This is a genomic window from Sphingobacterium sp. WM (genome assembly GCF_029542465.1).
In the GTDB taxonomy this organism is placed as follows: Bacteria; Bacteroidota; Bacteroidia; order Sphingobacteriales; family Sphingobacteriaceae; genus Sphingobacterium; species Sphingobacterium cellulitidis.
On sequence record NZ_CP120709.1, the window covers coordinates 340,365 to 366,761 of the forward strand.

The 26,397-nt window shown below is 37.5% G+C and carries 23 protein-coding genes and 3 tRNA genes; 6 read left to right on the forward strand and 20 right to left on the reverse strand.

From position 1 onward, the window contains the following. Positions 1 to 9 precede the first annotated feature (9 nt). From PZ892_RS01490 to PZ892_RS01500, 3 genes are all read left to right on the forward strand, one after another. Positions 10 to 1,470 carry a RagB/SusD family nutrient uptake outer membrane protein gene (locus PZ892_RS01490; protein ID WP_182497935.1) on the forward strand — a complete coding sequence of 487 codons (1,461 nt, stop codon included), beginning with the start codon at positions 10 to 12 and terminating at the stop codon, positions 1,468 to 1,470. 497 nt (positions 1,471 to 1,967) lie between these two features. Then, positions 1,968 to 5,144: a TonB-dependent receptor gene (locus PZ892_RS01495; protein WP_182497936.1), complete on the forward strand. Its 3,177-nt coding sequence runs from the start codon at positions 1,968 to 1,970 to the stop codon at positions 5,142 to 5,144. Positions 5,145 to 5,147: 3 nt separating this feature from the next. Next, the gene (locus PZ892_RS01500; protein ID WP_182497937.1) at positions 5,148 to 6,632 is read left to right on the forward strand and encodes a RagB/SusD family nutrient uptake outer membrane protein; all 1,485 of its coding nucleotides are present in this window, start codon (positions 5,148 to 5,150) and stop codon (positions 6,630 to 6,632) included. A 90-nt stretch (positions 6,633 to 6,722) separates the two neighbouring features. On the opposite strand, the gene PZ892_RS01505 is transcribed toward PZ892_RS01500, so the two are convergent. Beyond that, positions 6,723 to 7,859: an acyl-CoA dehydrogenase gene (locus PZ892_RS01505; protein WP_182497938.1), complete on the reverse strand. Its 1,137-nt coding sequence runs from the start codon at positions 7,857 to 7,859 to the stop codon at positions 6,723 to 6,725. 262 nt (positions 7,860 to 8,121) lie between these two features. Between PZ892_RS01505 and PZ892_RS01510 the strand changes: the two genes are divergently transcribed. Then, a complete protein-coding gene (locus PZ892_RS01510; RefSeq protein ID WP_182497939.1) occupies positions 8,122 to 8,757 on the forward strand; it encodes a peroxiredoxin in 636 nt (211 codons plus the stop codon). Positions 8,758 to 8,796: 39 nt separating this feature from the next. Here the strand turns inward: PZ892_RS01510 and PZ892_RS01515 are convergent, their stop codons facing one another. The 4 genes from PZ892_RS01515 to PZ892_RS01530 form a co-directional block, all read right to left on the reverse strand. Then, a complete protein-coding gene (locus PZ892_RS01515; protein ID WP_094257717.1) occupies positions 8,797 to 9,003 on the reverse strand; it encodes a hypothetical protein in 207 nt (68 codons plus the stop codon). A 142-nt stretch (positions 9,004 to 9,145) separates the two neighbouring features. Continuing rightward, positions 9,146 to 10,219 carry a serine protease gene (locus tag PZ892_RS01520; RefSeq protein ID WP_182497940.1) on the reverse strand — a complete coding sequence of 358 codons (1,074 nt, stop codon included), beginning with the start codon at positions 10,217 to 10,219 and terminating at the stop codon, positions 9,146 to 9,148. An 11-nt stretch (positions 10,220 to 10,230) separates the two neighbouring features. Beyond that, positions 10,231 to 10,815, reverse strand: coding sequence for a sigma-70 family RNA polymerase sigma factor (locus PZ892_RS01525; protein ID WP_094257719.1), 585 nt, complete (start codon positions 10,813 to 10,815; stop codon positions 10,231 to 10,233). A gap of 215 nt (positions 10,816 to 11,030) precedes the next feature. Next, complete coding sequence (locus PZ892_RS01530) at positions 11,031 to 11,390, reverse strand: hypothetical protein (RefSeq protein WP_182497941.1); 360 nt, start codon at positions 11,388 to 11,390, stop codon at positions 11,031 to 11,033. A gap of 181 nt (positions 11,391 to 11,571) precedes the next feature. On the opposite strand from PZ892_RS01530, the gene PZ892_RS01535 reads away from it, so the two are divergent. Further along, positions 11,572 to 11,799, forward strand: a complete 228-nt coding sequence (locus PZ892_RS01535; protein WP_094257721.1) for a (4Fe-4S)-binding protein — start codon at positions 11,572 to 11,574, stop codon at positions 11,797 to 11,799. 51 nt (positions 11,800 to 11,850) lie between these two features. Here PZ892_RS01535 and PZ892_RS01540 read toward each other — a convergent pair. The 7 genes from PZ892_RS01540 to PZ892_RS01570 form a co-directional block, all read right to left on the reverse strand. Then, positions 11,851 to 11,927 (reverse strand) — tRNA-Asp (locus tag PZ892_RS01540). Between the two features lie 51 nt (positions 11,928 to 11,978). Further along, positions 11,979 to 12,052, reverse strand: a tRNA-Asp gene (locus tag PZ892_RS01545). 53 nt (positions 12,053 to 12,105) lie between these two features. Beyond that, positions 12,106 to 12,179: transfer RNA gene (locus PZ892_RS01550), tRNA-Asp, on the reverse strand. A gap of 73 nt (positions 12,180 to 12,252) precedes the next feature. Beyond that, positions 12,253 to 13,326, reverse strand: coding sequence for a peptide chain release factor 1 (prfA, locus tag PZ892_RS01555; RefSeq protein ID WP_094257722.1), 1,074 nt, complete (start codon positions 13,324 to 13,326; stop codon positions 12,253 to 12,255). Between the two features lie 90 nt (positions 13,327 to 13,416). Continuing rightward, positions 13,417 to 13,746 (reverse strand): multidrug efflux SMR transporter, encoded by a 330-nt coding sequence (locus PZ892_RS01560; RefSeq protein WP_094257723.1) that lies wholly within the window; start codon positions 13,744 to 13,746, stop codon positions 13,417 to 13,419. Positions 13,747 to 13,816: 70 nt separating this feature from the next. Beyond that, a complete protein-coding gene (locus PZ892_RS01565; RefSeq protein ID WP_182497942.1) occupies positions 13,817 to 14,380 on the reverse strand; it encodes a Crp/Fnr family transcriptional regulator in 564 nt (187 codons plus the stop codon). Beyond that, positions 14,362 to 15,117 (reverse strand): UDP-2,3-diacylglucosamine diphosphatase, encoded by a 756-nt coding sequence (locus tag PZ892_RS01570; protein WP_182497943.1) that lies wholly within the window; start codon positions 15,115 to 15,117, stop codon positions 14,362 to 14,364. The genes PZ892_RS01565 and PZ892_RS01570 overlap by 19 nt, the downstream gene beginning before the upstream one ends. Before the next feature lie 97 nt (positions 15,118 to 15,214). On the opposite strand from PZ892_RS01570, the gene PZ892_RS01575 reads away from it, so the two are divergent. After that, positions 15,215 to 17,362, forward strand: coding sequence for a prolyl oligopeptidase family serine peptidase (locus tag PZ892_RS01575; protein ID WP_229678241.1), 2,148 nt, complete (start codon positions 15,215 to 15,217; stop codon positions 17,360 to 17,362). Positions 17,363 to 17,489: 127 nt separating this feature from the next. Here PZ892_RS01575 and PZ892_RS01580 read toward each other — a convergent pair whose 3' ends face one another. From PZ892_RS01580 to PZ892_RS01615, 8 genes are all read right to left on the reverse strand, one after another. Beyond that, positions 17,490 to 18,725: a thioredoxin family protein gene (locus PZ892_RS01580; RefSeq protein ID WP_229678240.1), complete on the reverse strand. Its 1,236-nt coding sequence runs from the start codon at positions 18,723 to 18,725 to the stop codon at positions 17,490 to 17,492. 104 nt (positions 18,726 to 18,829) lie between these two features. After that, complete coding sequence (locus PZ892_RS01585) at positions 18,830 to 20,011, reverse strand: C1 family peptidase (RefSeq protein ID WP_094255701.1); 1,182 nt, start codon at positions 20,009 to 20,011, stop codon at positions 18,830 to 18,832. 146 nt (positions 20,012 to 20,157) lie between these two features. Continuing rightward, the gene (locus tag PZ892_RS01590; RefSeq protein WP_094255699.1) at positions 20,158 to 21,213 is read right to left on the reverse strand and encodes a TerC family protein; all 1,056 of its coding nucleotides are present in this window, start codon (positions 21,211 to 21,213) and stop codon (positions 20,158 to 20,160) included. 3 nt (positions 21,214 to 21,216) lie between these two features. Continuing rightward, positions 21,217 to 22,191, reverse strand: coding sequence for a polyprenyl synthetase family protein (locus tag PZ892_RS01595; RefSeq protein ID WP_094255697.1), 975 nt, complete (start codon positions 22,189 to 22,191; stop codon positions 21,217 to 21,219). A 53-nt stretch (positions 22,192 to 22,244) separates the two neighbouring features. Beyond that, the gene (locus PZ892_RS01600; protein ID WP_182497944.1) at positions 22,245 to 22,811 is read right to left on the reverse strand and encodes a DUF3109 family protein; all 567 of its coding nucleotides are present in this window, start codon (positions 22,809 to 22,811) and stop codon (positions 22,245 to 22,247) included. A 3-nt stretch (positions 22,812 to 22,814) separates the two neighbouring features. After that, positions 22,815 to 23,606, reverse strand: a complete 792-nt coding sequence (locus tag PZ892_RS01605) for a DUF3108 domain-containing protein (protein WP_094255693.1) — start codon at positions 23,604 to 23,606, stop codon at positions 22,815 to 22,817. Between the two features lie 30 nt (positions 23,607 to 23,636). Further along, positions 23,637 to 24,152 (reverse strand): DUF2480 family protein, encoded by a 516-nt coding sequence (locus PZ892_RS01610; protein ID WP_182497945.1) that lies wholly within the window; start codon positions 24,150 to 24,152, stop codon positions 23,637 to 23,639. A gap of 65 nt (positions 24,153 to 24,217) precedes the next feature. Continuing rightward, positions 24,218 to 26,317, reverse strand: a complete 2,100-nt coding sequence (locus tag PZ892_RS01615; protein WP_094255691.1) for a SurA N-terminal domain-containing protein — start codon at positions 26,315 to 26,317, stop codon at positions 24,218 to 24,220. Positions 26,318 to 26,397 lie beyond the last annotated feature (80 nt).

Below are 26,397 nucleotides of genomic sequence, written 5' to 3' on the forward strand. Positions count from 1 at the left end.
TCAATAATTATGAAACTCAATTATATCAAAATATTAGTCGCTGCTGCAGTGATCTCCTTTTCCTCAAGTTCTTGTTCTAACTTGTTGGATGTTAAAGAAACAGATTTCTTGGGAGGAAATGATGCCCTAAGAACAATCGCAAATAATGAATCTCTATTAATTGGAACTTATTCAGTTTTCAATATTGAAATGGGAATTCAGTTGAATGGTGTGTTTTCGGATGAATTGAAACCTGGTGATTTCTATGTGTCTCAAACGACGCATGAATGGCGTTATGCCCCAGATGATATTGGTATCAGGGACAATTACACCGCTATTGATCCTTATTATCGGGTAATCGACCGCACAAACCGTATTTTCGAGGCTTTGCCGGATGCACCTGCTAACGGAACTGAAGATGAAGAGTTAAAAAAGAAAATTCGGGGGGAAGCACTCTTCCTAAGGGCCTACGCCCATTTTGAATTGTTCAGATATTACTGTAAAAACTATGACCCTGCAGAGCTGGGGATGATCTATATGACAAAGGTTTCCCTGGAACCTTTTGCTAGGGAAAATATGGATACTTATTTTCAGAAAATTTTAGCAGATATCAATGAAGCGAAAACCCTTCTGAAAGATGATAATAATGACATCTATAGGGCCAATCGCTTAGCAGTAGTCGCCCTGAATGCACGTGTTGCGCTATATATGCGTAATTGGAATGAGGCTATTACAAATGCTACCGAATATATTTCCAAAAAACCTTTAGCATCAAAAACTGATTTCCCAGAAATTTGGAAGGATAAAAGCAATGCGGAATTGGCATTTAAAATATCTAGAACCGCGGCCAGCTCCACTCGAATTGGTGGGATTTATAGAGGTGTATTTACAAAGAATGCTGCCAATGCGTTAGTTGCTCCTGCTAGTATTCTTTGGGTACCGTCTGATAAGCTTTGGAATATGTATGATCAGACGAATGATGTCCGTTTTGATGCTTATTTAATAGATGAACCCATCTTGCAAAAAGTAACTGGAAAGCCATCCAAAATTGTAAATAAATATGCAGGCTCAGGATATGCAACTCCGAATGAGAATGTGAATGATCAAAAAATCTTTAGAACGGGTGAAATGTATTTAATCCGTGCTGAAGCTAGAGCTGAAACGGGAGCAGTAAATGGAGCAAATAGCGCGGAAGCAGACTTAAATGAATTGAGGTCAGCTCGAATTGTCGGTTATTCCAATGCTTCTTTTGCTACTAAAAATGCTGTTATTGATGCAATAATGGCTGAAAGGTTCAAAGAATTGCCTTTTGAAGGGCATAGATTCTGGGATTTGAAAAGAAGAGGTCTTCCTGTAGAAAGAGTAGGGGATGATGCGCCTAGTGCTGCTGGTAAGACTCTCCCAGCAAACGATTTTAGGTTTGTTCTCCCAATTCCAAATGAGGAAAGATTGGCGAATCCTTTGATTCAACAAAATGAAGGTTATAATTAAGACTTCAATTCTTTAATACTTTAATTAAAACCGGGCGAAGCCCGGTTTTCTTGTTGTATACCGTTTTTTTTTGCATTTCGCTTTTGTCTGATTTTTAACCAAAATAAATAGTATAACTTCAATAAGGCGTCTAAAATAATATGAAAAGTGCAATAACTTAAGTTTAATTTTGCTTTTATGACAATAAGTTTGCAGGAAATATTAAAAAACGATGCATAAAATCATCCTTCTGATAAAATATTGTCAATTAAATCAGTTTTAGCCTCATTTTGTTACAAAAATCAAACGATTGATTAAAATTATACAAGTAATATTTCTTTGATTCTTACGGTTTTAGACGGTTTTGTAGCTGTACTGTGTTATTAAGTGTTAAATCATTTTGTATTATGTTAAGTTAATATTATATAATTGCCAAAATTATGTTAACGAACAAAGAATGACCAAACCATCATTCTAAGTACAAACGCAATTATTTAACAAACAACAAACAAATTATTATGAAACACAGATTACTCAGCTTTCTTGTGCTGTTTATTCTTTCCATTGGATTGGTAAATGCACAAAATCGTCAGCTAAGTGGTAAAGTTACAGATGCCGCAACAGGATCTCCCCTAGCGAGCGTTACTGTAAAGGCATCGGGTTCTTCCAATGCGACACAAACTGACGAACAAGGAAATTATTCCTTAGCCGTAAATGAAAATGATCGACTGACTTTTTCAAATATCGGTTACGAAACTCAAACTCTGCCTGTAGCAGGAAAATCATCCCTTAATGTTTCTTTAGTATCCATTTCGGACGCCCTTGATGAGGTAGTAGTCGTGGCTTATGGAACGGTAAGTAAAAAAAGTCACGTGGGTTCTTCTGCTCAGGTATCAGCCAAAGAAATTGAAAATAGACCTTTAACTAACGTTTCTAGTGCATTGGTGGGCTCTGCTCCTGGCGTACAAGGTACTCTTTCTGGTGGTGCCCCAGGTGCTTCCGCTAATATTCGTATCCGTGGATTTGGCTCTATTAACGCTTCTAATAGCCCGCTGTATGTAGTGGATGGAATCCCATACGATGGAACGGTATCTAACATTAATCCGGATGATGTAGAATCAATCTCCATCTTAAAGGACGCGGCAACTACTGCATTATACGGTTCTAGAGGTGCAAACGGTGTAATCATGATTACTACTAAAAAAGGTAAAGTCAATTCTGGAAACTTTACTGTAAATGCTTCAGCAGGTATTATCCGTCGTGGTCTCCCTGAATACGACCGTTTAGATGCGCATCAATATTACCCTGTAATGTGGCAAGCATTGAAAAATAGCTTGGTTTCCAGTGGTATCCCAGATGATAAGGCTAGAGAACTCGCATCTGGAAAATTAACAAGCTATAATGGAAATAATTATAGCGATATTTCTACGGTACTTGGTTATAACCCTTTTCATGTTGCAAATGATGAAATCGTAGGTTTGGATGGAAAAATTAATCCTAATGCCCAACTTAAATGGGGAGAAGATCTTGACTGGGAAAATCAAATCCTTTCTGGTGGTAAAAGACGCCAAGCTTACGGAATTACCTATGATGGTGGTTCTGATAAAACAACCTATTTCGCAAATCTAGGATATACAAATGATAATGGTTATTTGTTGAAATCTAGCTTGAAAAGAATTAATGCGCGTGCAAATATTACAACTCAAGCAACGAAATGGTTGAGAACTGGTTTAAACCTGAATGGAAACTACAATGTTAACCTTTTTGACAATGCTGGTGACGGTGGAACTTCTTTTATCAACCCTTTCTTCTATTCTAGAAATGTTGGACCAATCTATCCTGTACATTTGCATGATTTGAATACTGGTGAATACATCCTTGATGAATTTGGCCAAAAGAAATTCGATTTCGGTGATAAAAGACCTTTCTCTCCAGGTCGTCATGCTCTGTATGAAAATACCTTGGATGAACAAAAAAATATCCGCTCAACCTTAGGCGGTAGAACCTTCTTGGAAGTTCAGATCTTACCGCAATTAAAAGCAACTACGAATATCGGTTTAGATGTTCAAGATACGCACGAAAGATTTTATGATAACCCAATCCTAGGGGATGGTTCTCCGGCTGGACGTGCTTATCATTATTTATACAGAACAACAAGTTATACTTGGAACCAACTCCTTGAATATAACCAAACATTCAATGAAAATCATACAGTAGGCGTAATGGTCGGTCATGAAAATTATTCCTATAAATATAATTACCTGTCTGGTAGCCGCTCTGAAATGATCGTTGATGGTATCACCGAACTTCCAAACTTCGCGACTGTTCTTGGTACTTCTTCTTATGAAGATAATAGAGCCATTGAAAGTTACTTCTCTAGATTATCCTACGACTACAAAGGAAAATACATCTTTACTGGTACTTTGAGAAGAGATGGTAACTCTAGATTCCATAAAGATTTCAGATGGGCAACATTCTGGTCTGTTGGTGGTGCTTATAACATCGGTGAGGAAGATTTTATCAATAAAGATAAAATCAATATGTTGAAAATTAGATCTTCTTATGGCTCGGTAGGTAATGACGCTGGAATTAGCAACTATGCTTACCAGGCTTTATATACCTTAGGCGTTAATAATGCTTCAAATCCTGGATTTACGCAAAGATCATTGCCTAATGATAGCTTAACTTGGGAAACAGCCAAAAACTTCGACATTGGTGTTGATTTTGAATTGTTCAATAGAAGAGTATCTGGTTCCGTAGAATATTTCGATAGAAAAACTTCAGGATTAATTTTCCCTGTGCCAATGGCTTTGATGAATGGTGGGGTAGTAAATGTTTCTCCTCATTACCATACGATTGACATGAACATCGGAAATTTATATAACCGCGGTGTAGAAATGTCCCTGACTGGTAATATCGTAAGAAATGATAATGTGAGATACTCAACTACGTTGAATTTAACACATTTGAAAAACCAAATTACTTCTATGCCTCCAGGAAACCCATTGATCCAAAGTGGAACCAAAGCTTATTCTGTAGGACATTCCATCTATGACTATTATTTACGTGAGTTCTATGGTGTAGATGCTGAAAATGGAGATGCTTTGTACAAAACAGATGTAATGTCTGCCAATGCTAGAATCTTGGGTGCTGATACTGTAACCAATGTTATTGCTGAAGCTAATTACAGATATGTTGGAAAATCAGCTATTCCTGACCTATACGGATCGATGTCCCATAACCTTTCTTACAAAGGTTTTGACTTGAATGTATTATTCACTTTCCAATTAGGAGGATATGTTTATGATTCTCAATATGCTTCTTTAATGTCTGCGGGTAGCTATGGAAATGCAAAACACGTTGATGTATTAAACGCTTGGCAAAAACCTGGTGACCAAACTAGTATCCCTAGAATGGACGGCGGAAATGCTACAAACCTGTCTGGTGGTAGCAGCAGATACTTAACAAAAGCATCTTATTTAAACTTGAACAGTATTACTTTAGGATACAACTTGCCTAAAGATTTATTGAATACTGTAGCAGTAAAAGAAACTTATATCTTCCTTTCTGGTGAAAACCTTGCGTTCTTCAACAAAAGAAAAGGTATGAACAACTTGGGCGCATTTAACGGGGTAGTTGATAATACTTACAACTTCAACAAATTGTTTACTGTTGGTGCAAGAATTAAATTTTAAGACATGAAAAAGACATTTATTATATTTCTAGGGTTGATTTCATTGTTTCAATTTACTGGTTGTAAGTCAGATTATCTTGAAACTCAACCTACTGACCAAGTGTCAACAGGATCTGCATTTAAAACTGTGGATAACTCTTGGGCAGCCTTAAACGGTATCCATAGAATTTTATACCAACAAATTTTCGGATCTCAACCACAAGGTGGACAAAGTGGTAACATGATGGTGATGGACTTGATGGGAGAAGATGTCGTGTTCTCAACCAATACAAGCTCACATATGAGGGAATCCTATCAATGGATTGACCATATAGATCCTACATCTGGTAATGTTAAGTATAACTATTTGTTCTACTATGTGATTATTGGTAATGCCAATATGATCATTGAAAACGTAGATGCTGCGGAAGGTTCCGAAGTGGATAAAGCTTATATCAAAGGTCAGGCATTAGCTTACCGTGCATGGAGCTATTTCCAAATGGTACAGTTATTTGGTGAAAGATATGTTAAGGGTGCTGCGAACAATGGCTTGGCAGTTTCTTTAGTAACCAAACCAAGTACTGCCGCAGTACCTAGAAACACAGTACAAGAAGTGTACAACCAAATCAATGCCGATTTACAACAAGCCTCAACCTTGTTGAATGGTTATAGCAGAGGAACTGATAAATCTCAGATCAATCAGGATGTGGTTAAAGGTTTCCAGGCACGTGTTGCTTTAGCGCAACACAATTATGCTGATGCTGCTAAATTTGCAAAAGAAGCAAGAGCAAATGCTCCTTTGATGAATGAAGAAGAATATCTTTCTGGATTCAATAATTACTCGGTAGGTGAGTGGATGTGGTCTTCTAGAATCGTAGCGGATCAAACAAACTACTTCTATTCTTTCTTCGCTTATATGTCTATCAACTATAGTTCAAGTGTAATTAGAGGTACTCCTAAATTGATCTTCTCTAAATTATATGATCAAATCTCTGATACAGATGTTAGGAAAAAACTTTGGGATCCAACAGGTGCCAATAAAGAAGATTTCCCGCTGCCTTTAAGCACATTTAACCGCTTCAAATACCATAGCAAAAAGTTCAAAGTTGCTAATGAAGCTATGAGTATCGGTGATGTTCCATACATGCGTGGTGCTGAAATGTACCTAATTGAAGCTGAAGCTTTAGCTAGGGATGGTAAATCAGCAGATGCTGCAACGGCATTGTTTAACTTCGTCTCTAAAAGAGATCCTCAGTATGTGAAATCTACAAAAACTGGACAAGCTCTAGTGGATGAGATTATGCTACAAAGAAGATCTGAGTTATGGGGTGAAGGTTTCAGATTCTATGATTTGAAGAGAACAAATACTCCACTTGATAGAACGGGTGGAAACCATAATGCTACGGTGGCAAAATTACTTTCTGCACCAGCAAACTCTAAATTGTGGCAATTCTTCATTCCTCAATCTGAGATTCAAAACTCAGGGGGTGTGGTTACACAAAATCCATAAGGAATTAGGAAATACGGATAATAAAGAAGCCGGGCATTTGCCCGGCTTTCTTGTTTGTTCACTAACGATTTATTAAAATTACACCTTTTCTTATTTTAAAACTTCTCTCGCAATAACCAATCGCTGAATTTCCGAAGTGCCCTCGTAAATCTGCGTAATCTTTGCATCTCGCATTAAGCGCTCTACATGATATTCTTTAACATAGCCGTAGCCACCATGAATCTGGACCGCCTCCACCGTATGTCTCATCGCAACCTCAGAAGTATTCAACTTGGCCATTGCCGCAATCTTCCCGTAAGGCAAACCTTGATCCTTGGTCCATGCCGCCTTGTAAGTCAATAATCTTGCTGCCTCAATATCCACCTCCATGTCTGCCAATTTAAATTGTATAGCCTGATGGTCGGAAATAGGCTTCCCAAAGGTTTTTCTTTCCTTCGAATAGGCCAAAGCAATATCATATGCCCCAGCAGCTATTCCCAAGGCTTGCGCGGCAATCCCAATCCTTCCGCCGTCTAAGGTCTTCATCGCAAATTTAAACCCAAACCCATCTTCCCCAATTCTATTCTCCTTAGGTACTTTGACATCTGAAAACATAAGGGAATGCGTGTCTGAACTACGTATTCCTAATTTATTTTCTTTTGGACCAATGGTAAAACCTGGCATTCCCTTTTCTACAATCAGCGCATTGATGCCGCGATGTCCCTTATCGGGGTCTGTTTGGGCTATTACAATATATATGTCTGCATTGCCACCATTGGTAATCCAGTTTTTTGTGCCATTCAATACGTAATGATCCCCTTTATCTTCCGCTAAGGTATGTTGCGAGGAAGCATCTGAGCCTGCTTCTGGCTCCGATAATGCAAAAGCGCCTAGCTTTTCTCCACTTGCTAAGGGCTTTAAGTATTTTTGTTTCTGTTCTTCTGTTCCAAATTCATTCAGCCCAAATAAAACAAGTGAATTATGAGCAGACATAATAACAGCAGCTGATGCGTCAATCTTTGCAATCTCCTCTAAGGCTAGAACATAGGCTAAGGTATCCATCCCTGCACCGCCATATTGTTCAGGTACCATAATCCCCATAAATCCTAATTCTCCCATTTGCTTCACAAAGTCCGTTGGAAACTTCGCGTGCTCATCCCGCTCTATAACACCTGCCTTTAATTCTTGGGCAAACTCGCGAGCCGCCGCTCGTATCATTTTATGTTCTTCTGATAGTTCGAAATTCATCTTAATCGTTTATAAGGTTTAAACCAAATATAATATAAAAATATTATGCAAGCATAATAAAAATTATTTTTTTTATTTGATCTATACCCAATTTGTTTTTATCAGTAAACTTTTGCTCTCCCTTGATTGTTATGTAGTTACTAACGGATTTTATAATTTAATTGTAAGAAATAGATTAAACTAATTTCTCATTTTGCGATTATCAATAAAATCTACTATATTGGTAGAGTAAACAATTTAGTTCATTATAAATTTTTAAGATATGAGTTTAAGATTAGGTGATGATGCACCAAACTTTCAAGCAAAAACTACAATAGGGGATATTGATTTCTATAATTATATTGATGGTAAGTGGGCTGTTTTATATTCCCATCCTTCTGATTTTACTCCTGTATGTACAACTGAGTTAGGTCGTACCGCAAAATTAAAATCAGAATTTGATAAACGTAATGTTAAGGTGTTGGCATTAAGTGTAGATTCTGTAGATGATCATAACGAATGGGTAAAAGATATCAACGAAACCCAAAATACCGAAGTTAATTTCCCAATCATCGCTGATGAAAATAGACATGTGGCAGAATTATATGATATGATTCACCCGAATGCTTCTGCGACGGCAACGGTTCGTTCGGTATTTGTGATTGGACCTGATAAAAAAGTTAAATTAACCTTGACTTATCCCGCTTCTACTGGAAGAAATTTTGATGAAATTTTAAGAGTAATCGATTCCTTACAACTTACTGCAGATTATCAGGTAGCAACTCCTGCAGATTGGAAAGATGGTGAAGATGTTATCGTGGTCCCTGCCATAAAAACAGAGGAAATCCCTGGAAAATTCCCAAAAGGCTTTAAAGAGATCAAACCTTACTTGAGAACGACTCCACAACCAAATAAATAGTAAATCATTTATTTTAATACAAATTGAGGCCAACTGAAATTAGTTGGCTTTTTCTTTAAATGGATTTTTCTTCTTCCGTGGGACAATATAGGAGGTGATCAATGCGATCAAAATGACCAATGACAATTGCTTAAGGATAATGCCATAATCAAACTCAAATGCTTGGCTGGATGTAAGGTATTGAAATGCCTGGGTAATAACCACGATGGCAAGGAAGATGAAAAAATAGGTCCAAAAGGTCCGCATATTTTTTTGTTTTTATTAAATATAAGGAATAAGATATTAAATATCAAAGAGATATGTCTGGTTAGATTCACATAGGTATATAAAACAAATAAGGTGTTACATCTTTGTAACACCTTATTGAATACAAAAGTCCAATTTATTATTAATATACCTTCACCATGTAGATATAGTCTTGCAACTTCTTGATCTGCTCGGTGCGAGGTAAATTTGATAGGCTATTTTTGTTGTTTAATATGATATTTCCTTTTAAGGATTCTTCTGGAATACGATTCAATGTTTCGATTAAGGCTTTTGTCTTGATCGCAAATGCAGCCCCATCAATTCCTTTTTGTTTACCTGAGATAATACCAATAATATTACCATTCTTATCTAATACTGGGCCACCACTGTTACCAGGGTTAACGGGTACTGAAATTTGATAGGCTGTCGTATCACCGCTATATCCAGTAGATGAACTCAAGTAGCCTTCGCCATACACTGCTTCATCACGTGGGTAACCAATCGTATAAATACCTTCTCCTAAATCCATGTTCTGTCTTCTGAAGGTGTATGGAATATTACCCGATTGCGAAGCAAAACTGGAATCCGAAATATGTAGAATCGCTAAATCCTTCTCCGGATCCACATGGATAACAGTAGCTTTATAAGAATTACCTTTATTGTTTTGTAAATGGATCGAATCTGCTCCACTAACTACGTGAAAATTCGTTACAACATAGCCGTCTTTGGTCAACATAAAGCCAGTTGCACCAAACTGTAATGGGTCTTGTGCTGGTGTGCTTTCCTTATTGATATTGCGAATGGCAGTATGATGTGCATTAACATTGCGTTTTACGTTGTTTATCTCTCTTTTAAGAGCACTATAGTCCGAACTCGTCCTACGCAAGGTCGAGAAATATCCCGTTGAATACAGCGTCGCTAAAGAAGAAAGAACAGCTACCGCTGCCGCAGCAACAGCATTGATCTTTAATTTCTTCCATAAACGAATAATCATCGCCTCAGATGGTTGCTCATCCATGGCTTGTTCCAATTGATGCTTAAATTCAGCCCGAGATTCATGACGCTTCATGGTATCTACAAACTCAGCATGCGACAAAAATTGTGCATTTAATTCTTGGTCTTGCTCACATAATAACTCAAAGGATGTGCGTTCTTCCAAACTCATCTCCCCGTTTATATAGCGATCTGCCAATTCAAAAAATTCTTGCTGTCTCATGTCAACTTCTACTAATCAGATTTTTGATCAAAAAATAGCTTTTTCAATCGTTGTAAACATTTATATTTCTGAGTCTTCGCGTTATCAGTATTCGTATAACCAAACTTCTCACAGATTTCATTCATCGACTTATTACGTATGTAAAAATCTTTAAGGATGGTTTGACAGGGCTCCCCAAGTTGATGCATTGCTGAATCCATCTTGGAAAACTCATCCTCCTTATCTAAATGAACTTGGATATCACTCTCCACATCCGCTATTTCCAATCCGTCAGAGTCCGATGTTCCTAAGCTGTTCTCCCTTTTGTTTAGCTGCTTTAACCATAACCGCCTACAAACGGCATATAAGAACGTACTTATCTTACTGCTGAGCTCGAAATTCTCATGAGTAACTTTGTCATATAAAACCATAACAGCCTCCTGAAAAATATCCTTGGCCTCCTCCTCTCGCCCCTGATTGCCAGTGATCAGATGGGATACCGAAGGATAACAGGTCTTATAGATGTAGGATATCGCTGTATTGTCTCCGTTGCGTAAACCTTCCAGTAATTCCTTGTCCTCCCGGCCTTTTGGTAATATTTGCCTTATTTTACTCACTTATTAATACCCTAATTTTCAAATAGTAACCCAAGAATTGTTAAAATTTTTCTTATTTGTGATTTCGATTCCAAACGTAAGAGAATTTTTATGGAATATCAATCCATTTTCTAATCTATTGAAATATTTTAAAATCTACTTCTACCAGTCAACCCCTATAAATAAAAAACACCTTCCTGCTGGAGGGTGTCCTTGGTAGCCGTATTCCGAAATTATTAAATCCCAGAAAATAGATTGTTGTAGTATTCCCCCAAAAATGGTACCGGCTTTTTATTCCCGTTGGCAGCATTGATAATCCCAATGATCCATAATATAGCCATGGCGATTACAACCACAAGTGATAAAATCCATCCTATAAATGGGATATATCGAAATAAGCCAGCAACAAATAAAGTCAAGAATATCCCCAAGGATTGACGGATATGAAATGTCGCAAAATCATTCCGCTTTTCATTATTCAATACAAAGGCAATTATGAGACCAATGATTGTTAAATACGCTATAATAGCAATGTTTTTTCCATCATTGATACTGCCGTTATCGCCATTTTCAATAGGAGTGTGTGAGTTTTCCATAAAATAGAGGTTATAATTTATACTAAAAATAATATAATTATTCTAATTTTCGCTAATTCTTCCTCTTACAATATTTTTTCGGTTTTCATTGAATAAACCTTCATTCCCTTAATTTGCTTTTTAATTTGGGAAACAAAATCCTAATAAAGACTGTTTCATCCTTAAAGGAGGAAAGATATTTATGGAAGAAAAAATTGTCCGTTATAACCATCCGAATGGTGAAATCACCGTTTTATGGAGACCAAAGAAATGCATCCATTCCGCAGTTTGTATCAATACCTTGCCAAAGGTATATGACCCTGCCGACCGACCTTGGGTTAAACCTGAGTTTGCTACAACCCAAGAACTCATCAATCAAATTGATAGATGCCCTTCCGGTGCGCTACAATATGAATTGCATCAAAAATAATAAAGCATAAAAAAACCCTTGAAAAATATTTTTCAAGGGTTTAATCTTTTTTGGCGGTCTGGACGGGACTCGAACCCGCGACCCCATGCGTGACAGGCATGTATTCTAACCAGCTGAACTACCAGACCAAAAAAATAAAATTAAGAACAAATAGAAGACAAGCTTCAATTTAATTTTAGCGGTCTGGACGGGACTCGAACCCGCGACCCCATGCGTGACAGGCATGTATTCTAACCAGCTGAACTACCAGACCTAAAATTTCTTAAAAAAAAAGAACGCTCGAAGCTTCGCTTCTCTTTTTGCTAGCGGTCTGGACGGGACTCGAACCCGCGACCCCATGCGTGACAGGCATGTATTCTAACCAGCTGAACTACCAGACCTTTTCCCTTCTTTTTAGAAGGTGTGCAAATATAGTGTTTATTTCTATATTCGCTAATATATTTTTGAAAAATCTTACTCTACAGTGCCTTCTTTCATCTTTTCCGCATTCTCCGCAAATTGCAATGCGTCTATAATGTCCTGAATATCACCATCCATAATCGCAGGAAGATTATACATCGTCAATCCGATGCGGTGCTCCGTAACACGACCTTGTGGATAATTATACGTACGAATTTTCGCCGAACGGTCACCCGTTGATACCATCGTCTTACGTTTCGCAGCAACATCCCCATGCTTTTTCTGAACCTCTAACTCATATAGCTTGTTTCGAAGCATCTCCATCGCTAACTCACGGTTCGCTAATTGAGAACGCTCAACCTGACAAACTACTACAATGCCCGATGGCTTATGCGTCAATTGAACCTTGGTCTCTACCTTGTTCACGTTCTGACCACCTGCACCACCAGATCTCGAAGTCTGCATCTCGATATCGCCTGGGTTTAATTCAACGTCTACTTCCTCCGCCTCTGGTAATACCGCTACCGAGGCCGCTGAGGTGTGAACCCGACCTTGTGTCTCTGTATCTGGAACCCGTTGCACACGGTGAACCCCTGACTCATACTTTAATTGACCATAAACATCCTCACCAATAACCTTCAAAATCACCTCTTTATAGCCTCCTGAAGTACCTTCAGTAACGTCCATAACCTCATTTCTCCAACCCTTGGTCTCAAAGAAGCGGGTATACATACGGTATAAATCCCCAGCAAATAGTGCTGCCTCATCTCCACCAGTTCCTCCACGGATCTCAATAATAGCATTCTTAGCATCTTCAGGATCCTTCGGAATAAGCATCAATCGAATCTCCTCCTCCTTCTCTTCCTTCTCGGTATATAAAATATCCAACTCCTCCTTCGCCATCTCTCGCAATTCCTGATCCTTTTCATTAGCAAGGATATCCTTATTGGTATCTATATTACTAACCATATTTTTGTAAATATGGTATTGCTCAACAATTTTGCCCAAGTCTTTATATTCCTTGTTCAATTTTGCAAAACGTTTCATGTCGCTGATGGTATCTGGATTACTTAATTCTCTTTCAACCTCTTCCCAGCGCTCTTTTATGGCTTGTAGTTTCTCTAACATAAATTACATCTTGTTTACTGTAGGGCATAAGTTGCCCAGTCACAGTAATTAATCGACAAAAATAAAGATTTTTATGCGCTTTTAAAGATACTAATGCGAAGAAACTGCTTTTAATCCGACAATTGACCCAATTAAAGTGATAATAAAGAAGATACGCCAAAAATCTGTTGGTTCTTTGAAAAAGAAAATACCCATTAAAACCGTTCCAACAGCCCCAATTCCTGACCAAACGGCATAGGCTGTACCTAATGGTAGTGTACTGGTCGCTTTGATCAATAATCCCATACTAATCGTTACGCTGATTAAGAATCCCAGATACCAAAGGTACATTTCCATACCCGTAGCGTCTTTCGCACGTCCAATACAGTAGGTAAAGGCAACCTCAAATAAACCACCAATTACTAATATTATCCAATTCATTATGATTAATTTTTTAAAGGCACAAAGGTCTAGCTTATTTTAACAACTATTTTTTACAATTGTTAAAAATTTACTTTTTTATTCCCCGAATCCGGCTCAATGTGACTTGAGAAATCCCTAAATAGGAGGCTATATACCCCAACTTGATTCGGTTCGTAATATTTGGAGCCTTTTTTAATAGCTCCTCATAACTCTCATGGGAAGACTTGAACAAACGTAGCATTAATCGCTCCTCAATCTTCAAGGCCTCCAACTCCGCCAATCGTCGACCCCAATTGCTGATCATCGTATGACTTTCATATAAAGCCAATAACTTTAAGGTATGAATCCGGTAAACACTGGATTTTTCTAAGGTTTGGATGGTTTCATAGCCCGGTTTTTGATGAATATAGCTGTTCAAGGATATTAATACCTCTCCGGGAAAGGCAAATCCTAAAATAATCTCCTTCTCCTCTTTATGGTAATAGATCCTACAGATTCCTTCTTTCTGGAAATATATATAGGGACTCGTTTTATCGGAATAAATTAAAGTATGGTTCTTCGGAACTTCAATAAGCTCTGTGATGCCCTCCAATAAGGAAAATTGGTCATCGTTTAAAGGTTGGATAGAATTGGCTATTTCTCTGAATTCCATTTTTCAAGTTTAACTTCTTGACCATCCCATACGGCATAAGTATGGTAATTGATCCATTCTCCCAAATTGATGATACGACAATTATCTTTTAATTGAACATCATAGGGCAAATGCCGGTGTCCAAAAATAAAATAATCGTAATGCTTCTTTTCCAGGACTTCCTTCGCATACACGATGAGCCATTCGTTTTCCTCTCCTAAAAATTGCTCCTCCGCATTATTGGAAATCCGACTATGTTTTGACCATCTTTGGGCAATGCCAATCCCTAAATTTGGATGTAACCGCGCAAATAACCATTGGCAGAATGAACTTCGGAAGATCTTTTTTAAGAACTTATATTTAGCATCCCCTGGGCCAAGACCATCGCCATGATGGATATAGAAATTCTTCCCATTTAATTCCAGGACCTTCTCATTTGAAATGATTTCCGCTTTTAATTCCTCCTGCAAATACCCAAACATCCACATGTCATGGTTGCCCTTAAATAAGGTTATCTTTATGCCTAAATCAGCTAATTCAGCTAGTTTCCCTAAAAATCGGATATAACCTTTCGGAACTACCGTACTGTATTCAAACCAAAAATCAAAAATATCCCCAACTAAATATAACTCCGCAGCATCCTTTTTGATATAGTCCAACCATGAAATAATATGTTGTTCCCTAAACTTGGATTGATCCATCGGATAGGAACCTAAGTGGAAATCGGATGCAAAATATATTTTGTTGCCTGGGCTCATTCAGGTCAAAACTAGCATAATAATTACGGATTATCAAGATGTTCCCTCCAAGCAAATTATTTCATTAGTTTTGTAATAGGACTAATCGTATAAACAAATGATGAAATATGTAAGTATTGGCTTGCTCGCAGTCGGACTGACCGCATGTCAACATGAAAATGTTATTGATTCTAAAGCAGATATTAACGTGAAACCTTATCCAAAAAGCACTAAAATTGAACAAAAAGACAATTTCTTCGGAACTGATGTCGAAGACCCTTATCGTTGGCTCGAAGATGACCTCTCATCTGAAACCAAAAATTGGGTAACCGCCGAAAATGATGTGACCGAAGATTACCTCAGCCAGATCCCTTTCCGAGAAAATATCAGAAAACGCCTCGAACATCTTTGGAACTATGAAAAGGTTTCTGCTCCTTTTAAAGAAGGTGATTATATCTATTTCTATAAAAATGACGGACTCCAAAATCAAAGTGTTCTCTATCGTAAAAAAGGGGAGGACGGAAAAGAAGAAGTGTTTTTAGACCCCAATAAATTATCTTCCGATGGTACAACCTCTTTGGCAGGACTATCCTTTAGTAAAGATGGATCTTTACTGGCCTATCAAATCTCAGAAGGTGGCTCCGATTGGACTAAAGTCATTATCCTAAAGGCAGAGGACAAATCAATCGTTGGAGATACCCTTATGAATGTTAAATTCAGCGGGATGTCTTGGCGTGGAAATGAGGGTATTTATTATAGCTCTTATGATAAACCGAAGGAAGGATCTGCCTTGTCTGCTATGACGGATCAGCATAAACTATTCTTCCATAAATTGAATACAGCTCAAAATACAGATGAATTGATCTTTGGAGGGCCTCAAAAGCCAAGAAGATATATTAGCGCTGGCTTGACTGAAGATGAACGTTTCTTAATCGTAACAGCAGCTAATTCGACCTCCGGGAATGAGCTTTATATTAAAGACCTTTCAAACCCGCAGTCGGCATTTATTACCATGGTAGATAATATGGATAAAAACCATTATGTATTGGATAATGATGCTGACAGGCTAATTGTATATACCGAATTGGATGCACCAAACGGAAGAATCGTTGAAACCAACATTGCAAAACCCACTGTAGATACCTGGAAGGATGTGATCCCTGAAACGGAACAGGTATTGAGTCCTTCATTAGGCGGTGGAAAAATCTTTGCGACTTATTTGAAGGATGCAACTTCACAGGTGAAACAATATGATCGCAACGGAAAATTTGAACATGAAATCGAATTGCCTGGAGTGGGTTCTGCCGGTGGGTTTGGAGCTAAAAAAGATGAAAAGGAATTGTACTATTCCTTCACCAATTATGTCAACCCGGGAACCATATACAAATATGATATCGCTTCAGGTAAATCGGAAATCTACAGAAAACCCGAGGTTCAATTTGATCCGACCAAATATGAATCCAAACAGGTATTCTATACTTCCAAAGATGGAACGAAGGTCCCTATGATCATCACTTATAAAAAGGGAATCAAACTAGATGGAACAAATCCTACCATGTTGTATGGTTATGGAGGTTTTAATATTTCATTGACCCCATCTTTCAGTGTTAGCAATGTCATTCTCCTTGAACAAGGCGGTGTATATGCTGTAGCTAATTTACGTGGAGGGGGTGAATATGGCGAAAACTGGCACTTGGCCGGAACCAAATTGAAAAAACAGAATGTATTCGATGACTTCATCGCTGCTGCTGAGTACTTGATCAGCGAAAAATATACCTCTTCTGATAAACTTGCAATTTCTGGTGGGTCTAATGGTGGTTTATTGGTGGGGGCTTGTATGACCCAAAGACCAGAACTTTATAAAGTAGCTTTCCCTGCTGTTGGTGTTTTGGATATGTTACGTTATCATAAATTTACTGCTGGTGCTGGTTGGGCTTTTGATTATGGTACAGCAGACGATAATGCTGAGATGTTTAATTACCTTTTGAAATATTCGCCTTATCATGCCTTAAAACCAGGAGTGGATTATCCAGCAACCATGGTTTCAACTGCTGATCACGACGATAGGGTAGTACCTGCCCATTCATTCAAATTCGCAGCTAGGTTGCAAGAATATAATAAAGGAACAAATCCAGTTCTGATTAGAATTGATACCAAAGCTGGACACGGTGCCGGAAAATCAACTGCAATGGTCATTGCTGAACAAACTGATAAATGGGCTTTTATGTTCCAAAACATGAAACTTGGATTTAAAGAAGTCAAATAATCAATAATATAAAAATGAAAGGCTCGATAATTATCGAGCCTTTCATTTTTATATTATTATTAGTACAAATACTAAATACTAAATACTAAATACTAAATACTAAATACTAAATACTAAATACTAAATACTACTTCACCCAAGTAGGTTCACCTTTTTTCATTTTCTCTAAGGTTTCCTGATATTCAGCTTTACTAGCATCATCTACCATGGCAATTGCTTTTTCTTGCCATTCGATAGCCTCTTTAGTCTTTCCAACTTTATGCAATAGGTTTGCATAAGTATCTATTAATGCAGGGTTATTTTCTGATTCCAATGATTTTTTACTCCATGCTAATGCAGATTCTACACAGGATGGATCATCACAGTTTTCAAAAATTGCCCATGCAAATGAGTTTAATTGACTAGAATTTACCTTTGAAGGATCAATATTGATAAATGCTTGAACGGCATCACGGAATGCTGGCCAATTTTTTCTCCTCGCGTAGAAGTTTGGTTTGAAGCTCGCAATTGAATTTGTTAAGGAAACATTAGGATATTTCTTGCTTACTTCAGCAACAGTCTGATCCAAAATATCTTCCTCAGATTTCATCACTACTGGAGCGATCTCTGAATTGATAATGGAAACTGAAAGAAGTTCATCTGTTTTTCCTGCACCTAATTTTGCGTCTACTTTTTCTTTGTGAGCAAGTATGGTGCTGAATGCTTTCGAACCCGGTTTACCAATATTTTGACTTACCAATTTTAATGTCTCATTCTCCAATAATTCATCTGCTGTGGAATTGTTAATCACACTTTCTACGGCTTTAGCTGTTAGATCGCGATCGTATGCCTTAACGGCAGCCTTTGCAGTCGATCTTGCAATTGCCTTATCAGTAGGATTAGCATTGAATTTCTTTACTAATGTCTCATATTGTGTATTTGGATCAAGACCTTCTTTTGCTAATGCAATAAATTGATCCGCTTCTCCACCACCCACAATACGATGTACCAACTCGCCATTTGGATCAAAAATCAAAAAGGTTGGATAAGCCGCAATTTTATAATCCTTCGCAAAACGCTTCGCTTCTTCTCGCCATGATTTAACATCCGCATTATCTTCCGCAGTCTCATCCATCTGAATTTTTAAGTTTACAAAATTCTCATTAAAGAATGTCCCTACATGTTCTTGTGGAAATACATTGGCAGCCATCCACTTACATGGTCCACACCAAGTCGTAAAGGCATCCACGAAGATATGCTTCTTCTCCGCTTTTGCTTTCGCCTTTACTTTGGCCCAGGTCGTGTTGTGCTCAAATGAAATTCCCTTTTCTTGGCCAATCGCTAAGAAAGGAATCGTGAATAATAATAAAATTAGCTTTTTCATAATCAGTGTTTATTTACCTACTGTATAATTAGTAGACTAAGATAATTAATAAAATGAAAAAATCCCGATTTATTTGTCGGGACTTTATAAAATTTTATCTAGGACTAAATACCTAATAGCTTTTGCATGTTTTTTTCCAATGCTTTCTTATGAACCAATAAAGAAATTGTTTTGTATTTAACAAATTCTTTCGTCGCATATAAATAACCTTGGTAATCATTCGATACGCCCCATGAGTTCTTTACGATATAATATTCTTTTCCGTTCTGATCTTTCACTTTACCTACAATGTGCATTCCGTGATCATCTGTAGTCTCATAATTATCAAAAGCCTCTTGTCTTTGGTCTTCTGTAATGTTAGCCTCTGGTTTTGGACCATTGAATAATTGATCAACTTCTTCCTTGTTCATTTTTTCAATTGGTTTCTCTGGAACGAAAGCAACCCCGTTTTTCCAACTAAATGTCTTCTCAGAAACATCTGTCGCCCATGCTACCGTAAATCCTTTGTCTAAGGCTTTGTCAATAATGTCGGTCAAGTCATTCATTTTAACATTGTAGAAACTCTCAAATGACCAGTTGTCTGGAATTAATAAAACAAAGGGCTTGTAATAAGCATGTTCATTGAATGAGGAAATTCCAACATAGTCATCCGGGTTGATCCCGATAACTTGATCAGCAAATGTTCTTGGTGTATAGCTTTTTCCTTTGTATTGGAAATTCTCAGGAACTTCACCTAAATAGGAATCCATTGCTCCTGTGAATGCTTTTAGCCAGTTTTTCGTTGGCTTTTTGCTCTTCGCTACACTCTCTGTAATCGATTGTAGGATGGGACTCATTTCACTGAAATTATTTCTGGTTTGACCATCTGGTAAGCCAGTATAAACATCATAAGGAACGGCACCATATTTTCTAAAAATGGTCAATACATCATGTAATTGTCCACCATCACCTTGGGCTTGATCTCCATGTAATCTTACGAAGTTCTTCGCTTTTTCAACATACGTGTTGCGAGCAGTGTATAATTGAGAAATCTCAACGGGATCTTTTCCCATACGGATCATCTCTGACTCCAAAAAGGAGTTTCCTGAATAGGACCAGCAGGTACCCGAAGATCCTTGATCCTTGATAGAAGTTCTGCCTAAATTGATAACCTCGGTGAACTTAAACCCTTCCTTGCTGTTGTCACTCGCATTTCCTTTTAGGGCATTTATTAAATTGTCTTGGGCTTGTACTTGTGTAGCAGCAAAAAACGCTGCTGCAATTAGAATAGATTTACTCCAATTCATAAGATTTGTTTTATTTTTAATGTGCACGAATTTATCAATAATTAGCTATCAACAGGGGAGGAATTTGTAAAATTATTAGCACAAATTCCTTTCATTGGGATAAACAAAACGGGTTGCTAATTTTTAGCAACCCGTTCTTATATTTTTTAGGCTTTATCAAAATCTTGTTTCTTCGGAAAGGCCAAAGATGCAATGATACTTAAGGCCAATATACCGACAATCACGATTAGGGAGTGCGTGGTTGTAAAGCCCCATTCTTTCAAATAGCTGTGAAGTAGCATCTTCAATCCTATAAAGATTAATAAAAATGCTAAACCTACTTTTAGGTAATGGAATTTATGGATAATGTTAATCAATAAGAAGAACATAGATCTAAGTCCCAGGATAGCAAAAATATTGGAAAAGAATACAATATATGGATCCTTCGTTACTGAAAAGATAGCAGGGATAGAGTCTACCGCAAAAATTAAATCCGTAAACTCAATCACTAATAACACCAAAAATAATGGAGTCATATACTTTTCACCATTCTCAATATGGAAAAATCTACCTTGATCCAATTTATGAGTTACCTTGAAGTGTTTCGAAGCAAACTTTACAACGGGATGGTTCTCCGGGTCAACTTCCTCTTCTTTATTCCGGTTGATATACATGTTGAATCCTGTAAAGACTAAGAAGGCTCCAAATAAATATAGAATCCAACCAAACTTCGTAATCAAGGCTGCACCTACGAAAATAAAGATACAACGCATAATAATGGCTCCTAAAATACCCCAAACTAAGACCTTATGATAGTATTTCTCAGGGATACCAAAGGAACTGAATAGAAGCACCATCACAAAGATATTATCTACTGATAGCGCATATTCTACCACATAACCCGTTAGATACTCCAAGGTCAAGTTCTTATTGTAAATCTGTAAACTTGCCGCCAGATCATTTTCATTGATCACAATATTATGCATATGCTTGGCGACAACTTCCTTGAGTCGAGCTAGATCATGAACATTGTGGAGTTCGTTACCCCAATAATATAATAGCAAACCAAACAATAAGGCAAAGGTTACCCAAATGGCACTCATGATGGCTGCAACTTTTAAGGATACTGGTTTGTCACTTTTGGAAAATAGACCTAAATCTATTGCTAACATCAGAATTATAAAAATTATAAATCCGATCATAAAAAGTGCTTCGTGGCTCATATTCTATTTCTTTCTTTCTGTAGTGTAACGTACTAATTGTTCTAATCCTGCTTTATATTCTCCACCATTTGATATGGTATCTAAAATATCAAAAGCTTCTTGTTGATATTTCAGCATTTGTTTAGTTGCATAATCTAATCCACCGTTGATTTTGACAAAATTTATCACTTCGGCCACTTTCTGGGAATCTTCATTATGATTCTTTACCAAATTAATGATTTTACGCTTTTGGCTCTTATCAACTACCGTTAATGCATAAATTAAAGGTAAGGTCATTTTCTTCTCTTTGATATCGTTACCTACTGGCTTTCCAACATCATCTAACCCAAAATCAAATAAATCATCCTTGATTTGAAAAGCAATACCAACCTTCTCCCCAAATAATCTAAGCTTTTCAATCGTTTCTTCATCGGCTCCTGCTGATGAAGCGCCAATTGCACAACATGATGCTATTAACGATGCCGTTTTCTTGCGTATAATATCGTAATAAATGGATTCCTCGATGTCTAGGTGCCTAGCTTTCTCAATCTGTAATAATTCACCCTCACTCATTTGCTCAACTGCTTCGGAAGCTAATCTTAATAAATCATGCTCCTTATGCTTTACAGAAAGTAATAACCCCTTGGATAATAAAAAGTCTCCTACCAATACAGCAACCTTATTCTTCCAAAGTGCATTGATCGAGAAAAATCCTCGACGCTCATTGGAATTATCGACCACATCATCATGTACTAATGATGCTGTATGGAGCAATTCAACCAATGAAGCACCCCGATAGGTCGACTCTGTAATCCCTCCGCTGAGTCCAGCTGAAAAGAAAACAAACATCGGACGCATCTGTTTGCCCTTTTGCTTTATTATATACCGGGTAATACGATCTAATAAGGGAGCAGAACTCTGCATGGATGCTTTGAAGGTCTTTTCAAAGCGCTTGAGATGTTCTTTTATAGGAAGTTGTATTTCGTCTAATGTTAACATGTAGTGGGTATAAGACCTTCAGATGAAACTGAATCGCAATAAAAATACTAAAATTATGCTTTAGAAGCTAAGGTATTTTCAAGCTGTGCATACCATTCTTCGCCATATTCACGAATTAATGGGTCTTTCAAGAACTTATAAACTGGAATTTTAAGCTCTTGACCAAAACTACAGGCATCCTTGCAGATATACCAACGGTCATAATGCAAGACATCAAACTCAGGATAGTGTGTCGCGCGGATAGGGTAGAGATGACAAGAAATAGGTTTCTTCCATTGAACATCGCCCATTTCATAGGCTTTTTCAATGCCGCATTTTGTAATGCCATTCTCCCAAGTGACATAAGCACACTCTTTATTCCCACCAACACAGGTGGTCGTCAAATCACCATCAGCATCAACAACCGAGGTTCCTTGCTCCTCAATCGCCTTGATGCCAGCCTCTGTTAGATAAGGCTTCACTTTGGAATAAATATCCGCTAATATTTTTGTCTCAGCTTCTGTAAGTGGTGCGCCAGCATCACCCTCGATACAACAAACACCTTTACATTTGCTAAGGTTGCATACAAAATCATTGTTGATGATGTCCTCATGAACAAGGACATTTCCTACTTCTATCATTTCTTATTTTGAATAACTTACTCGCTTGCCCAATGGGTATTTTAACCCATCAGCACTCACCAAATCCATCGTCACCGAACCAATCAAAATCTCAACCTGAGCCTTTACGGGGATCCGATTTCCATCATTGGTGACCCAAAGATACAAACGACTGCTCTTTTTAAAAATTCTTCCCGGAGAAATTTCAGGACTTAGCTTGATACATTCTAATTCCCCTAGTACCGATTTCACTTTCTCAACGCCAATATACTCAACACCCAACTGCGCTACCTCGTCATTCAAAAAATAGGTAATCTTGAATTTATCCCCCGATTTTAAATTGGAGAAATCCAGATTTCTTGAAAAATAATAGGCCGAAACCAAGTCAAAGGTCTGCTGGGTTGGACTGGTAAAAGTTCCTTTTTTACCCTTTACCTTCTTTGTTTTATGGTCAAAGGTGGCATATTCTACACGACGATAATTGTTCTCACGTATGTTTTCAGTATACAAAATCGGCAAGAAATTCGATTGGTCTATATAGGAATCATATTGATTCTTTACGGTGTAGAATTTCGAAAATGCCCCTGAAGTCTGGCCAAATGCTGATAAATGTATCGCATCATTCACTCCAAAACTATATTTTGACTCCTGAACGGATAAGGTACCGGTAGCTGCTGAAATAAAACCATATCTAAGCTTATACTTTAATACCTCGCCGGGTTTAAATGTCGGATCTTTTAAATAGGGAAGTGCTTGTCCCAGGACGCTAGTCATTAGGAAAACACTAAAAATGATTAATGAAATTGTTCTTTTCATATGGGTTTGACAGCAATTATATCGGAAAGTTTAAGATTTTCGCTTGAATACTGGAACAGTTGAACAGGGCTCACCATACATAACACTTTTGGCAACCTTGCTTAATTGGGTCGTAAAAGTAACAAAGGCAGACTCAGGAACCGGAATATCTCCACATCCCTTCACGACGATCCTCTGATCCTGATATTGACTGTAATCTAAGCTGGATAGTGCATGATCAAATAATGTCTTGCGGACATAATCTTCATCCCCAAAATGGATGGATAAAGCGTAATCCACTAGCTTTGTCGATAACAGCATATAGGCCCAGGTAGGAACAATCGCATCAGCCGAGCAGATAATGCCTATATGTTTGTCCTTATACTGCGACCAATCATGGGTTTTGATGAATTCCCTGAAATCTTTTTCTTTTAAGATCAATCCATGGAATAAATTTTCCTTGATATCGTATATCTCAATGGCTGCTTTTGGCGCATGATCCGCTAGATCTATCGTAATCAATCCACTCTGCGCAACCTTGTTAACTATGTTCTCTTGAATATCCATTTCTATAAAAATAAAAAAAGCTGGATAACTATTGTCATCCAGCTGCAAATTTAACGAATTCTATGTTAATAGAATTTAATACGATTGTCAACAATCTTAGCATTGTCCTGTAGGGCTTTTAAAATAGTCCCCCATGAACGCTGAGATTTTGATTCTGTGATCTGTTTTTGTTGTGCGGTTAATTCCTCTCCAGCAAGAGCTTTAGGGTTTACAAAACCTGTTACTTGAACAGCATATACACCTTGCTTACCTTCAATTGACTTAGATGGCTTGTTTGGTTGTAAACCAAATACCGTACCTACTACTGCATTTTCTACTGCAACTCCTGGAATAACTGGATTCGCCAAAACTACATTGTCTACAGTCTGAACATTCTTGCCTAATTTTTGACCTACTTGATCAAGGGAATTTGCTCCCGATAAAGCATTGTTCATTTTCTCTTTCAACATACGTGCTTTTACCAAATTCTTAACAACCGGCTCAATTAATGTCTTAACTGACTCCATTGGTTGGATTCCTTTTGGTTGGATATTGGTTACTCGAGCAACGATAAAGTTATCTGTACTTTCATAAATCTTATCACTTACTTCACCATTCTCTGCCTCAAATGCCCAACGAACTAATTCTCTAGGTACTTCAACGCCAGCTAACATATTGTCCATCGCAACTGTACGATCATTCTTTAAGATTTCAACGTTTTGTTGTTTAGCAATATCATTGAAATTGCTCTTGTTTGCCGCAGTGAAAAATTGATTTGCTTTTGCATATGCTGCATCAGTTGTCGCTTTTCCTGAGTTTATGCTCTTATCTACAATCGCTAATTTCGCAATCGTCGAGTTACCTACTTGTCTATTTACTTTTACAACGTGAACTCCGAAGTTTGTAGAAACAACTTTTACATCGCCAGCTTTACCATCAAATAAAACCTCATCTAACTCAGGAATATTTCCGCGAGTTAATGTTCCTAATTCTCCAGCGTTGTTCTTGCTGTTAGGATCTGCGCTGAATTCTACTGCCAATGCTGCAAAATTAGCTCCTCCTTGAATTAAATTCTTGATTGAATCTGCTTTTGCCATCGCTTTATCAACGCCACCTTCTGTCGCTGGGTTGATTAGAATATGACTAGCATTTACTGAGTCCGGACTGTTCTTAACTGAAATTACTTTTGCAATTTCATATACATTTTGAGTCAAATATGGACCTACAACTGTTCCTGCTGCACTATTGAACGCAACTGAATCTAATGCTGGGCTCAACTGTCCTTTTGAATAATAACGAACTGGATATTTGTTCTCAGAATTGATCGTTACAAAACTTGAATCATTCGTCGAGTTCTGTAACTCTGTTTTTAATTTTTGAACTTCACCTAATACTAAGGCAGTATCTGCAGCATTTGGTTTGGCATCAAATAACACATATTCCAAGGTACGAACCTCTTCAGGGTTTTTGAATGCATTCTTGTTCTTGTCGTAATATTCCTTGTAATCTGCATCAGTCAATTTGATCTCAGAATCCTTTACTGAAGCATAATCCAACATCACATATTTGAAGTTAGCTAGTTTATTACGTGAATTATAATCATATTCAGCCTCCAAAGAAGTCGTATAAATGCTGTTATTGATTAGGTTGGTATATTTTTGATTTAAACGTTCGTTTTTAACATTCTGTAATAAACCTTCCCACTGAGCATTCATTTCAGGGTTTGTTTTGGCTTGCTCAATAACTGCTGATAAATAGTTTTTATCAAACTGTCCTGTCTGAGGGTTGGTAAATGCTTGTACAATTTGAGGCGAAGGGTTATTGCCGAATAGTAAACTATTCAATTCTTCCTTACCAACTTGTAGACCTAACTTTTCAATTTCTTGATTTAATAGGTTTTGTGTTAAAAATTGGTTCCAAACTTGTTGAACTGCAAATCCACGCATTTGCGGTGATGAAGCACCACCCATTTGTTGTTGATACATTTGGCTAGCTTGGTCAACTTGTTGATTGAAGCTTTGATAATCTATACCTTCTCCATTGATACTTCCAACCTCATTTTGGTTTCTTTGCCAAAATGGGGTACCAACATTGATGGCATCACCTAATAAAAATGCAACAATTGCTAAACCAATCACGAAAATGACTAAGCCCGCACGGTTTCGCAAAGAGGTCATTAATCCCATAACGATATTCTATAATTTTATGCTAATATTTTAATTAATTTGTTTTTTCTTTAAAACAAGGCGCAAGATACAACTTTTAT

What these genes read in the sequence shown, in the direction of transcription:
- PZ892_RS01490 (WP_182497935.1), top strand. Translation starts at nt 10, where the DNA reads ATGAAACTCAATTATATCAAAATATTAGTCGCTGCTGCAGTGATCTCC.
- PZ892_RS01495 (WP_182497936.1), top strand. Translation starts at nt 1,968, where the DNA reads ATGAAACACAGATTACTCAGCTTTCTTGTGCTGTTTATTCTTTCCATT.
- PZ892_RS01500 (WP_182497937.1), top strand. Translation starts at nt 5,148, where the DNA reads ATGAAAAAGACATTTATTATATTTCTAGGGTTGATTTCATTGTTTCAA.
- PZ892_RS01505 (WP_182497938.1), bottom strand. Translation starts at nt 7,859, where the DNA reads ATGAATTTCGAACTATCAGAAGAACATAAAATGATACGAGCGGCGGCT.
- PZ892_RS01510 (WP_182497939.1), top strand. Translation starts at nt 8,122, where the DNA reads ATGAGTTTAAGATTAGGTGATGATGCACCAAACTTTCAAGCAAAAACT.
- PZ892_RS01515 (WP_094257717.1), bottom strand. Translation starts at nt 9,003, where the DNA reads ATGCGGACCTTTTGGACCTATTTTTTCATCTTCCTTGCCATCGTGGTT.
- PZ892_RS01520 (WP_182497940.1), bottom strand. Translation starts at nt 10,219, where the DNA reads ATGAGACAGCAAGAATTTTTTGAATTGGCAGATCGCTATATAAACGGG.
- PZ892_RS01530 (WP_182497941.1), bottom strand. Translation starts at nt 11,390, where the DNA reads ATGGAAAACTCACACACTCCTATTGAAAATGGCGATAACGGCAGTATC.
- PZ892_RS01535 (WP_094257721.1), top strand. Translation starts at nt 11,572, where the DNA reads ATGGAAGAAAAAATTGTCCGTTATAACCATCCGAATGGTGAAATCACC.
- prfA (WP_094257722.1), bottom strand. Translation starts at nt 13,326, where the DNA reads ATGTTAGAGAAACTACAAGCCATAAAAGAGCGCTGGGAAGAGGTTGAA.
- PZ892_RS01560 (WP_094257723.1), bottom strand. Translation starts at nt 13,746, where the DNA reads ATGAATTGGATAATATTAGTAATTGGTGGTTTATTTGAGGTTGCCTTT.
- PZ892_RS01565 (WP_182497942.1), bottom strand. Translation starts at nt 14,380, where the DNA reads ATGGAATTCAGAGAAATAGCCAATTCTATCCAACCTTTAAACGATGAC.
- PZ892_RS01570 (WP_182497943.1), bottom strand. Translation starts at nt 15,117, where the DNA reads ATGAGCCCAGGCAACAAAATATATTTTGCATCCGATTTCCACTTAGGT.
- PZ892_RS01575 (WP_229678241.1), top strand. Translation starts at nt 15,215, where the DNA reads ATGATGAAATATGTAAGTATTGGCTTGCTCGCAGTCGGACTGACCGCA.
- PZ892_RS01580 (WP_229678240.1), bottom strand. Translation starts at nt 18,725, where the DNA reads ATGAAAAAGCTAATTTTATTATTATTCACGATTCCTTTCTTAGCGATT.
- PZ892_RS01585 (WP_094255701.1), bottom strand. Translation starts at nt 20,011, where the DNA reads ATGAATTGGAGTAAATCTATTCTAATTGCAGCAGCGTTTTTTGCTGCT.
- PZ892_RS01590 (WP_094255699.1), bottom strand. Translation starts at nt 21,213, where the DNA reads ATGAGCCACGAAGCACTTTTTATGATCGGATTTATAATTTTTATAATT.
- PZ892_RS01595 (WP_094255697.1), bottom strand. Translation starts at nt 22,191, where the DNA reads ATGTTAACATTAGACGAAATACAACTTCCTATAAAAGAACATCTCAAG.
- PZ892_RS01600 (WP_182497944.1), bottom strand. Translation starts at nt 22,811, where the DNA reads ATGATAGAAGTAGGAAATGTCCTTGTTCATGAGGACATCATCAACAAT.
- PZ892_RS01605 (WP_094255693.1), bottom strand. Translation starts at nt 23,606, where the DNA reads ATGAAAAGAACAATTTCATTAATCATTTTTAGTGTTTTCCTAATGACT.
- PZ892_RS01610 (WP_182497945.1), bottom strand. Translation starts at nt 24,152, where the DNA reads ATGGATATTCAAGAGAACATAGTTAACAAGGTTGCGCAGAGTGGATTG.
- PZ892_RS01615 (WP_094255691.1), bottom strand. Translation starts at nt 26,317, where the DNA reads ATGGGATTAATGACCTCTTTGCGAAACCGTGCGGGCTTAGTCATTTTC.